This is a genomic window from Pararhizobium sp. (genome assembly GCF_035497515.1).
Lineage (GTDB): Bacteria > Pseudomonadota > Alphaproteobacteria > Rhizobiales > Rhizobiaceae > Pararhizobium.
On the sequence record NZ_DATJDJ010000239.1, the window covers coordinates 1 to 10,073 of the forward strand.

The window sequence follows — 10,073 nt, forward strand, 5'->3', positions numbered from 1 at the left end:
TATCGTCGATGCGGCGCTGATGCGGCTCACCGATGTCGTCTGGGCCTTCCCGTTCTATGTCCTGATCCTTGCGATCGTCGGTGTGCTGGGGCCGAGCGAGGCCAATCTCTACATCGCGTTCTTCATCGTCAACTGGATCGGCTATGCCCGCATCGTGCGCGGCGAGACGCTGCTGGTGTCCCGGCTGGAATTCATCGAGGCGACGCGCGTCCTGCGCTTCGGCAAGCCCAGGGTGATGCTGCGTCATATCCTGCCCAATGTGGTCACCCCAGCATTGGTCTATTCCATGTCGGACGTGGTGCTGACGGTGCAGGCGGTGGCGGCCATGTCCTTCTTCGGCCTCGGCGTACAGCCGCCCGCCCCCGAATGGGGACTGCTGATCGTCGAGAGCATCGATTACATGCGGGAAGCACCGTGGATGGCCATCTTCCCCGGCCTCGCCATCGTCTGGATCGGCATCGCCTTCTCGCTTCTTGGCGAGGGTCTCGCCACGGCCCTGAAGCCGAAGGGGTAATGTCATGAGCCTTCTGTCCGTACGCGATCTGGTCACCGAATTCGAAAGTCCCTCAGGCACGGCAAGGGCGGTGGACGGTGTCAGCTTCGACGTCAAGCCCGGTGAGATTTTCGGCATTGTCGGCGAATCCGGCTGCGGCAAATCCGCGACCTGCCGGTCCATCCTGCGCCTGTTCGGCGGTGCTTCGGCCCGGATCGCCAATGGCCGGATCACGCTGGAAGGCGCCGGGGATCTGGCGCAGATGCGTGAGCGCGATCTGGCCCAGGTGCGCGGCCGCGACGTCGCCTTCATCTTCCAGGACCCATTGTCCGCGTTGAACCCGACGATGCGGATCGGCAAGCAGATCGGCGAGGTGATCCGCCGCCATCGCAAGGCTTCCCGCGCCGAGGCGCGGGCCGCCGCCTTGCAGCTCCTGCGCGACGTGCATGTCACCTCGCCCGAGCGCAGGCTGGATGCCTATCCGCACGAACTGTCCGGTGGATTGAGACAGCGCGTCGTCATCGCCATGGCGCTTGCGCTACGCCCGCGCCTCATCATCGCCGACGAACCGACGACGGCGCTCGACGTCACGGTGCAGGACCAGATCCTGCGCCTTTTGAAAGAGCGGTGCGACAGCCTCGGCACATCGATCATCCTGGTCACCCACGATCTCGGCGTGGTCTCGCAGATCTGCGACCGGATGGCGGTGATGTATGCGGGGCGCGTGGTGGAAACGGGCGCGGTGCGCGATGTGCTCGACGCGCCGTCCCATCCCTATACCCGCGCGCTGCTCGCAGCCTTGCCGGGACAGGTCAGCCGCGACAGTCAATTGATCCCGATCAAGGGCGCGCCCCCGAGCCTGATTGACCCGCCGGCCGGCTGTCGCTTCGCACCCCGCTGTACCTTTGCCCAGCCGCAATGCACCATCGGCACGGCGCCGGGCTTGCATCCGCGACCGGCCGCTGCCGAAGGACATTTAGACGCCTGCATCCTGAACGAGGTGTCCCATGCCGCTGCTTGATTTCCAGAAGGTCGAGCGACGCTTCCCGGTGAAGCGCAGTTTTGGCGATCTGCTCGCCAACCGCAAGCAGATCTATCTTCACGCCGTGCGCGGTGTCGATCTGGCGGTGCGTCAGGGCGAAATTCTCGGCATTGTCGGCGAGTCAGGCTGTGGCAAGAGCACGCTGGCACGCATCGGGATAGGCCTTCAGCCCAGCGATGGTGGACAGGTTCTGTTCGACGGCCAGCCGCTTGAAGGGCCGGACCGTGAAGGCCGCCTGCAAATGGTGTTTCAGGATCCCTATTCCTCGCTGAACCCGCGCATGACCATCGGCGCTCAACTGGAAGAGGTGGTTGCGCGTTATCGCCCGCAGATGTCGCGTAGCGACCGGCAGGCGGAGGTGCAGCGTGTTCTGGCCGAAGTCAGTCTCGTCCCGGAAACCGCGCTGAAATTCCCGCATGCCCTGTCCGGGGGACAGCGCCAGCGCGTATCCATCGGCCGCGCGCTTTGCGCCGATCCGCAGGTGCTGATCGCGGACGAACCGGTTTCGGCGCTCGATGCCTCGGTGCAGGCCCAGATCATCAATCTGCTGAAGGGCCTCAACCGGGACAAGGGCCTGACGATCGTCTTCATCTCGCACGACATGAATGTGGTGCGTTACCTCTGCGACCGCGTGGCGGTGATGTATCTCGGCGAGATCGTCGAACTGCAGGAATGCGCCAACTTCTTCGCGGCGCCGCGGCACCCGTACACGCAGGCGCTGATCGAGGCTGTGCCGGATGTGCGCCGGCCGCAGTCCCTGCGCGAGCCGATTACCGGCGAGATACCCGACCCCTTCGCCGTCCTGCCCGGCTGCCGCTTTGCGCCGCGCTGTCCGCTCGCCGAGGCGGCCTGCCAGGCGCCTCAGCCGATGCAGCCTCTCGACACCGGCGGTCTTGCCCGTTGCTGGAAGACCGCCCGCCTTCTTGCGTGATCCGTTACCCGTAGAAAGAACTTCCGATGTTTTTCAAATCCAATGCCGATTGGTCCGGCCGTTGCGAAAGCATTTCCTCTCGTCTCCTCACCCAGTTTGGCGAACAGGGCCTGACCTCCGACAATTTTGGTTTTGTCGCCCTGCGGGAAAATGGCCTCGGCGAAATGCCCGATGGCTTTGCCTATCGCGGCGACTGGCGGTGCTATCCCTGCAGCCTCGTCAAGGTGTTCCATCTCGTGCACGCGCTGAACGCCATCGATACGGGCCGCGTCGCCGATCATGAGGAATTGTCACGTGCGATGCGCGACATGATTCTCTGGTCGTCTAACACCGGCACCAATTACGTGATCGACGCGATTACCGGCACGAGCGGCAACACGCTGCTCGACGATTCCGAGTTTCAAGGCTGGCGCGAGAAGCGCGAGGCGCTGAACCGGTTCTTCCACGATCTGGGATGGCCCGAATTCGAAACCTGCAACATCACGCAGAAGCTGATGGACGATATTCGCTACGGCCGCGAGGCACAGTATGCCGGCCGCTCCGGCGAGTATCTGAACGCCCTCACACCTCTGGCTGCGGCACGGCTGTTTCACGAAATCTTTTCCGGTGCGGTTCCGCTCTCCGATGCGTCGCGCGCGCGCGCAAAAAAAATCCTTCTTCGCGACCGTGAAAGCATGGAAGCAAGGCAGCCGCACTTTCAGGTCAATGATTTCCTCGGTGGCGGCGTGCCGGCCGAGGCCGATATCTGGAGCAAGGCCGGGAAGAATTCCTGGACGGGCGATCCTCGCGCGTCCTACTACAAGCATGATCTGATCCGTATCGCCGCGCCGGGCAAGCCGGCCATCATCGTCTGCCTCATGACGCAGGGAAAAGGGATATGCGAGGATCATCCGAAAGTCTTTCCGGAAATGGGGAAGATTTTCTATGAGATACTGCTGAACTGATGCGGCAGGACAAGATGTCCTGTTCTGACCATGAAACGCCCGGGATGAGCGCGATGCACGAGAAGCGAACAGTCTATCTGAATGGGGAATATCTTCCTGAAGACGAAGCCAGGATTTCGATCTTCGATCGCGGCTTTGTCTTCGCCGATGCCGTCTATGAGGTAACCTCGGTGATCGATGGCAAGCTGCTGGATTTCGACGGCCATGTCGCCCGGCTCAAACGGTCTCTCGCGGAACTCGATATTCGCGAGCCTTTGACACGCGAGGCCCTGCTGGACATTCACCGCGAGCTGGTGGCCAGAAACGACATCACGCAAGGCCTGATCTATCTGCAGATTTCACGCGGCAATCCGGGCGATCGCGATTTCCTCTTCCCCTCCGAGGACGTGGCGCCGACCGTCGTGCTGTTTACCCAGTCGGTGCCCAATCTGGTGGATGCGCCCAAGGCACGCACCGGCATCAAGGTCATTTCCATACCCGATCTGCGCTGGGACCGTCGCGACATCAAGACCGTCCAGCTGCTCTATCCCTCCATGGCGAAAATGATGGCGAAGAAGGCCGGAGCCGACGACGGATGGTTCGTGCAGGACGGTTTCGTGACCGAGGGCACGGCCAACAATGCCTATATCGTCAAGGACGGCACGATCATCACCCGTGCCCTGTCGAACGATATCCTGCACGGCATCACCCGCGCCACTCTGTTGGACTATGCCCGCGAAGCGCAGATGAAGATCGTGGAACGGAACTTCACCATCGAGGAAGCGCAGAGCGCCGATGAGGCATTTATCACCGGTGCCTCGACCTTCGTGACGCCGGTCGTCGAAATCGACGGTACAGCGGTCGGCAGCGGTGAGCCCGGCCGCATCGCCATCCGCCTGCGCGAGCTTTACATCCAGGAAGCACGCAAGGCCGCGATCTGACCTGCGGGACACGCAGGACCGGCAAAGCGGTCAATGCATGAGGAGGAAGCCAAACCCGGTTTGGCTTCCTCCATCGGCCTAGATCAGGGTCAGCAATTTTGCCGCGCGCGCGCCTGACTCGAGCGCTCCATTGAGCGACGCGAAATGCGTATGCTCCCCGGCAAAGGCAATCCTGCCGACAGCTTGGCTGAACACATTGTCCTGTTCGGGTTCCCAATCCAGCCCCGGCATGGAATAGGCGCCGCCGGTATGCGGATTGGTGCCCCAGTTGGTGAGGATGTAGTCATCGCTAACATTGAGGTCGGTTCGATAGCGACGGGCCTGTTCCAGCCAGTATTTTCCGCCGTCATCGAGACGCAGCGTGTCCATCGTCGCCTTGCCGCCGACATAGACGGTCAGCGCGCCGCGGGCCTTGTAGCCTTCATTCGCCTCCGTGCTCCAGGACCACCATGGCGCGCCGGGCGCCTGCATGCCTCTCGGCGGCGCATCGCCGCTGACGACGATGTTCAGCTTCGCCGCCGCCCCCATCACGCGCCCCTCGATCGCCTTGCGCATCAATGGCGGCAGATCCACCGTGCCGATCAATTTCTGCAGGCGCGGCAGCGGCACCGCAATGACGGCCTGGTCGCCACGGAAAACCTCCCCGGAGGCGGATGTCATCCGGACGCCAGTATCATCCTGGGTGATCTCGACGATCGGCGTATTGAAACGGACAATGTCACCGATACGACGATGGATTTCCTTCGCCACGGCATCATTGCCTGCCATGACCCTGCCCCGGTGCTCGATATATCCCTTGGAATGCCCCTGGAACATTCTGGCGATGGCGATACCATTCACCTTGTCCGGGTCGCAGGTGGTGGTGGCGAACAGCTTCTGGCAATAGGGAAGGCTTGCATAGTCGGGTCCGTAGGCCTCGCGCGCAACCTCGCGCAACGAGGTCCGGTAACCCTGCTTTTTGACCAGCCGTTCCGCCGCCTCGGTAAGGTTGCGGATATTCTCCGCAAGCTCGCCGGAAGACATGATTGTGCCATCGACCTGCCAGCGACGATCGAACGTGATCCCCAGCGACACGATCGGCAGACCGAATTCAGCGCATAGCCGGCGTATCGTATGGTCGTTGACGTCGATGAACTCGCCGCCATGCTCGATCACTTCGCCGTTCGACAGCGTTTCCGACCAGCAGCGCCCACCGACGCGATCGTTGGATTCAAATACTTCGACGGAATGCCCCGCCTTGACCAGTTCCCATGCCGCGTTCAGCCCGGCCAGACCCGCACCTGCTACCAGAAATTTCATCTTACCTCTCCTTCGCTTTCACCGCGATCGTTTGCGTTGCCGTTTGATATGAAGTAAAAATTGCGCAACCTATCAGTATAGCGACGCCAACAAAGGTTGCACTGTCAGGAAATTCATTGAAAAACCACAGGCCCGCCAGCGTTGAACTGACGATTTCAGTATAGGAAAGCGGCGCAATCAAAGAAGCTTCGCCGAATTCATAGGCTTTTATGATGAGGAATTGCACCGCGAGCCCCAGCAGTGTCAGTTCGCCAATGAGCAACCAACTCCCCCGGTCCATCGCGTCCCAGGCGAAGAACATAAGAGGGGCTGCAACAACCGTTGCCGCCGCATGGGTATAAAACGTCGTGGTGAGCGCCGAATTTGATCGGGTAGTGGTTCGCACCGTGATCGCATAGAGAGCCATGAAGGCGCCGGATAGCAGGGGGAGAATGCTTGCCGGCTCGAACGCGTCGGAACTGGGGCGGATGATGATCAGGGTTGCCGCAAAGCCGATCGCCACCGTCAGCCAGCGCCAGGTGCTGACATGTTCCTTGAGAAAATACTTGGAGAGAATCGTCACCAGAAACGGCTGGATGAACGTAATCGCCAAGGCGTCGGCGATGGCGAGAAATTCGAGGGACAGGAAGAAGAACGTCGTCGCGCCGACGATCGACAGCCCCAGCACCAAAACCGGCAGCGGCTGAGCTACCTTCCCCAGTGTGCGGGGACTGTAGATCCTGACCAGCGGGAGCAGAAGGATCGTTCCAAACAGCATCCGCAGAAATACGGTCTGCAGCGGAGAAACTCCCTTCTGCACCAGGATTTTGGCCCCCACATCCGCGAGGGGCACCACGAACATCGCGATGCACATCAAAATAATGCCGAGGACCGACCGCGAACCGGCCGTCGGGTTTGCTTGATTGATCACGGAGGTGCCTTTTCAGACGGTTAGTCGCGCCACCGCGCCGCCTTGTCGAGAAAGCGGTAATAGGTTCCGACCATGGGCAAGAACCAGGGATGCCCGTTGTAGAAATAAAGCCGCGGGAAATGGGTGTTGACGACACCCCGGTCATGGCCCGGAAGCCCAAGCAGCATTTCCGCGCTTCGGTGGCCGAGATAGGTCATCATGGAGATGCCGCCGCCATTGCAGCAAGACGTGTAATAGGTGCCGTCCGGCATTTTCCCGACATGCGAGCAGAAATCATAGGCAAAGCACACATTGCCGAACCAGGAATGGGTGATCCTGGCCTTTTCCAGCGACGGGAAGGTGTGAAGCATGAACTCCCTCAGGCCCACGGCCGATTCCTCGGCCGTCGAGGTACGGAATTTGGCCCGGCCGCCAAACAGGATCCGCGTCCCGTCGGGCGAGCGGCGGAAATAGTAGAGAATGTGTTTCGTATCCCCAACGACGCGGTTGCCGGGGATAAGCTCTTCCATCTGGGCCAGAGGCAACTGCTCGGTTGCGATCATATAGCTCTGCACGGGGATTGTGCGCTTGCGCAGCCAGGGCAGTTCCGAACCGGCATAGCCGTTCGCGCCGATCAGGACCTTTTCGGATGAAATGGTGATCGATTTCCGGTTCGCGACAGCCTCCAGACGGACATCGTGCCGCCCGGCATTGTTCGACACGCCCATATAGCGGAATCCGGTGAAAATGCGGACACCCAGTTCGCGGGCGCGATTTGCCAGCGCGCGAACATATTTGGCGGGATGGATCGAGCCCGTATGATGATTGATCATGACGCCGCGATAGATATCGGTCTTCAACGCCCGATGCTCCTCGCCTTCGCTCAGGATCTCCAGCCCCTTCCGCTTTTCTTCATCGACCCCGTTGCGATAGGCGATCAGGTTTTTCAGATCCTTGCGGGAATGGGCGCCGACGACGCTGCCGCACATCGACAGATCGAAAGGGTCCTTGAGCGTCTTCGCCCGTTTCAGCAGGAAATACATGGACTGGTCATAGTCATCCATGATCTCGCCTGCCCGTTGCGCGCCGAACCGTCGGGTCGCCTCGGCCAGGCTGAATTTCGGGTTGTTGCCAATCTGGCCGCCATTGCGCGAGCTTGCGCCCTCGCCGATCCTTTGGGCGTCGACGACAAAAACATCCTTGACCCCGGCCTCGGCCAGGGTGATGGCGGCACTGAGCCCCGAGTAGCCGGACCCGACGATGAGGACCGAACAGGTGTTCGTATCGAAATGGCGTTCACCGTGGGCCGGCTCGGCTTCGTCCCACCAGAAAGGCGTGGTTTTCATGGTTGTTCCTATGATATCGGCGCTGTTCAGGGGTTACTGGCGCTGCCAGCGGGTTTAAAATTCGACGAAGAAATAGACTTTCTTCACCGTGGAGATCGTCCGCCAGGTGCCGCGGAAATTCGGCTCGATCACGACAAGATCGCCGGCGCCGAAGCGCTGCGGCTGGCTGCCTTCCTCGGTCAGTTCGACCTCGCCTTCCAGAATGTAGAACTGCTCGAGGCCGGTCTCATCACGTTCGACCTTGTGCAGGCCCGGTGTCGCAGCCCAGATTCCGGTATGGACCTTGCCGCCGTCACGGCACGGCCAGCTTCTGAATTCCGGATTGCCTTCAAGCAGTTTTTCCGGCCCAGGCCTGTCGACGATCGGTTCGCCGGCATCGGAGGGGCGGAGATGTTTCAGTTTCGACAAGAGATGTCCTTTCGAATTTCAACCAAGGAGAATTGTATTTTCAGGTGCAAAGCCGGCGAACACATCCGCACCGTTCGCATGAACCCCGGAGCGGGTATTGCCGTAGGCAATGAAATGCGTCCCGTCAGCGAGGGTGAGCGTGTAGAGCGCGCGGTCACCGGAATAGGTGGAACTGGCAACTTTGGCGGAGAGGAATACGCGACCGTCCGTCACCGGGGCGGTGAAGATGTCGGCATCTTCGGGGCGAACCATCAGCGAGACATTGCCGGCTTCCATGGCGGCTACCGGATCGATAACCGGCATCTTGAAATTGGCCGACGTGAAGACGCAGGAATTTCCGGGTTCGCTGGAAATCCTGCCTTGAAAGATATTCGACTTGCCGACGAATTCGGCCACGAACCGGGTCTTCGGCTTGCGATAGAGGGCATGCGCGGTATCGTAAGCCTCGATCCGGCCCAGGTTCACGACAGCGATGCGATCAGACATATGCATCGCCTCTTCCTGGTCATGGGTCACGTTGATGAAGGTCGTGCCAAGCGTGCTGTGAATATCGCGCAGCTCCTCCTGCAGGTCGTGGCGAAGCTTCTTGTCCAACGCCGACATCGGCTCGTCGAGCAGCAGAAGATCGGGCTTGAAGACCAGCGCCCTGGCAAGAGCCACGCGTTGCTGCTGCCCGCCTGAAAGCTCCTGCGGCTTGCGGCCGGCATATTTTCCCAGCTGCACCAGCTCCAGCAGCGCCTTGACGCGCTCGTCTATTTCCGCCTTTGGCCGCCGCCGCACGCGCAAGGGATAGGCGATGTTGTCGTAGACCGACATATGCGGAAACAGGGCATAGCCTTGAAACACAAGGCCGAAATTGCGCTTTTCCGGCGGCAGCGAGATGATGTCGCGCCCTTCCATCATGATGGCCCCGGAAGAGACCGGCTCGAACCCGGCCAGGATCTTGAGCAAGGTCGTCTTGCCGGAGCCCGACGGTCCGAGCAGCGTTACAAATTCCCCCTTGCGAATGGACAGGGAGACATCATGCAGCGCCTGGAAAGCGCCGTAGTGTTTGCAGATATTCTTGATTTCTAGCGAAGACATGAAGGTCACTCCTGGAAATGCTGGTCACAGCACGGTTTTGGTGCCGCGCTTTTGCAGCCTGTTGATCAAAACAAGGACAACAAGGCTCATGAGTGACAGCAGCAGAGCCACCACGACGATACTGGGTTCAAGCCGGTCGCGCAGGCCGGCAAAGAGGGCGATCGGCAGCGTTGTCGAGCCCGGGTCGGCTAGGAAAAGCGCCATAACGACCTCATCGAACGATGTAATGAAGGCAAAGAGCGCACCGGCCGCAAAGCCCGGCGCCGCCAAAGGCAGGGTGATGGTGGCGAACCGGTAGATGCGCGACGCCCCCATGGAGGCGCCTGCCAGATCCAGGTTGGGGTCCAGTCCGCGCAGCGATGTGATGACCGACAGGAATACAAGCGGCGCACCAAGGATGGAGTGCGCCAGCATCAGCGCGATATAGCCGCCACCGATCCCCACCCGACCGAAGGCATAGGCGAAAGCGACGCCGAGAACGACGGTGGGCACCACGATCGGCGAAACGAACAGCACGCTCAGCACCATCTGGGTCCCACGCCGGGTCAGCATCACGCCGATTGCAGCAAGGCCACCGATCAGCACGGCGAAGATCATCGACCCGATAGCAACCTTGGTGCTGTTAAGCAGCGCATTCGTCCAGGTCGGCTCCGTCAACACCTTCCTGAACCAATCGAGGGTAAAACCCTCCATCGGATAGGTGAGGAACGAACTTGTG

General features: G+C 60.7%; 11 protein-coding genes. 5 read left to right on the plus strand and 6 right to left on the minus strand.

The window, feature by feature from the left end:
- The 5 genes from VL202_RS24980 to VL202_RS25000 all read left to right on the plus strand — a co-directional run.
- Positions 1-514 (plus strand): ABC transporter permease (locus VL202_RS24980; protein WP_325466757.1); only part of this gene is annotated, 514 nt, incomplete at its 5' end.
- A 4-nt stretch (positions 515-518) separates the two neighbouring features.
- A complete protein-coding gene (locus VL202_RS24985; protein ID WP_325466758.1) occupies positions 519-1,514 on the plus strand; it encodes an ABC transporter ATP-binding protein in 996 nt (331 codons plus the stop codon).
- Positions 1,501-2,466 carry an ABC transporter ATP-binding protein gene (locus tag VL202_RS24990; RefSeq protein ID WP_325466759.1) on the plus strand — a complete coding sequence of 322 codons (966 nt, stop codon included), beginning with the start codon at positions 1,501-1,503 and terminating at the stop codon, positions 2,464-2,466. Before VL202_RS24985 ends, VL202_RS24990 begins: the two co-directional genes overlap by 14 nt.
- A 26-nt stretch (positions 2,467-2,492) precedes the next feature.
- The gene (locus VL202_RS24995) at positions 2,493-3,410 is read left to right on the plus strand and encodes a serine hydrolase (RefSeq protein ID WP_325466760.1); all 918 of its coding nucleotides are present in this window, start codon (positions 2,493-2,495) and stop codon (positions 3,408-3,410) included.
- Positions 3,411-3,454: 44 nt separating this feature from the next.
- Positions 3,455-4,330 (plus strand): D-amino-acid transaminase, encoded by an 876-nt coding sequence (locus tag VL202_RS25000; RefSeq protein WP_414692946.1) that lies wholly within the window; start codon positions 3,455-3,457, stop codon positions 4,328-4,330.
- A 78-nt stretch (positions 4,331-4,408) separates the two neighbouring features.
- On the opposite strand, the gene VL202_RS25005 is transcribed toward VL202_RS25000, so the two are convergent.
- The 6 genes from VL202_RS25005 to VL202_RS25030 form a co-directional block, all read right to left on the minus strand.
- A complete protein-coding gene (locus tag VL202_RS25005) occupies positions 4,409-5,629 on the minus strand; it encodes an NAD(P)/FAD-dependent oxidoreductase (RefSeq protein WP_325466762.1) in 1,221 nt (406 codons plus the stop codon).
- A gap of 1 nt (position 5,630) precedes the next feature.
- Complete coding sequence (locus tag VL202_RS25010) at positions 5,631-6,539, minus strand: DMT family transporter (protein WP_325466763.1); 909 nt, start codon at positions 6,537-6,539, stop codon at positions 5,631-5,633.
- Between the two features lie 20 nt (positions 6,540-6,559).
- Positions 6,560-7,864: an FAD-binding oxidoreductase gene (locus VL202_RS25015; RefSeq protein WP_325466764.1), complete on the minus strand. Its 1,305-nt coding sequence runs from the start codon at positions 7,862-7,864 to the stop codon at positions 6,560-6,562.
- Between the two features lie 54 nt (positions 7,865-7,918).
- The gene (locus tag VL202_RS25020) at positions 7,919-8,272 is read right to left on the minus strand and encodes a cupin domain-containing protein (protein ID WP_325466765.1); all 354 of its coding nucleotides are present in this window, start codon (positions 8,270-8,272) and stop codon (positions 7,919-7,921) included.
- Positions 8,273-8,290: 18 nt separating this feature from the next.
- On the minus strand, positions 8,291-9,355 hold the full coding sequence (locus VL202_RS25025) for an ABC transporter ATP-binding protein (RefSeq protein WP_325466766.1): 1,065 nt from the start codon (positions 9,353-9,355) through the stop codon (positions 8,291-8,293).
- Between the two features lie 24 nt (positions 9,356-9,379).
- Positions 9,380-10,073, minus strand: a 694-nt coding sequence (locus VL202_RS25030; protein ID WP_325466767.1) for an ABC transporter permease, incomplete at its 5' end; no start/stop codon positions are given.

What these genes read in the sequence shown, in the direction of transcription:
- VL202_RS24990 (WP_325466759.1), top strand. Translation starts at nt 1,501, where the DNA reads ATGCCGCTGCTTGATTTCCAGAAGGTCGAGCGACGCTTCCCGGTGAAG.
- VL202_RS24985 (WP_325466758.1), top strand. Translation starts at nt 519, where the DNA reads ATGAGCCTTCTGTCCGTACGCGATCTGGTCACCGAATTCGAAAGTCCC.
- VL202_RS25025 (WP_325466766.1), bottom strand. Translation starts at nt 9,355, where the DNA reads ATGTCTTCGCTAGAAATCAAGAATATCTGCAAACACTACGGCGCTTTC.
- VL202_RS25015 (WP_325466764.1), bottom strand. Translation starts at nt 7,864, where the DNA reads ATGAAAACCACGCCTTTCTGGTGGGACGAAGCCGAGCCGGCCCACGGT.
- VL202_RS24995 (WP_325466760.1), top strand. Translation starts at nt 2,493, where the DNA reads ATGTTTTTCAAATCCAATGCCGATTGGTCCGGCCGTTGCGAAAGCATT.
- VL202_RS25005 (WP_325466762.1), bottom strand. Translation starts at nt 5,629, where the DNA reads ATGAAATTTCTGGTAGCAGGTGCGGGTCTGGCCGGGCTGAACGCGGCA.
- VL202_RS25000 (WP_414692946.1), top strand. Translation starts at nt 3,455, where the DNA reads ATGAGCGCGATGCACGAGAAGCGAACAGTCTATCTGAATGGGGAATAT.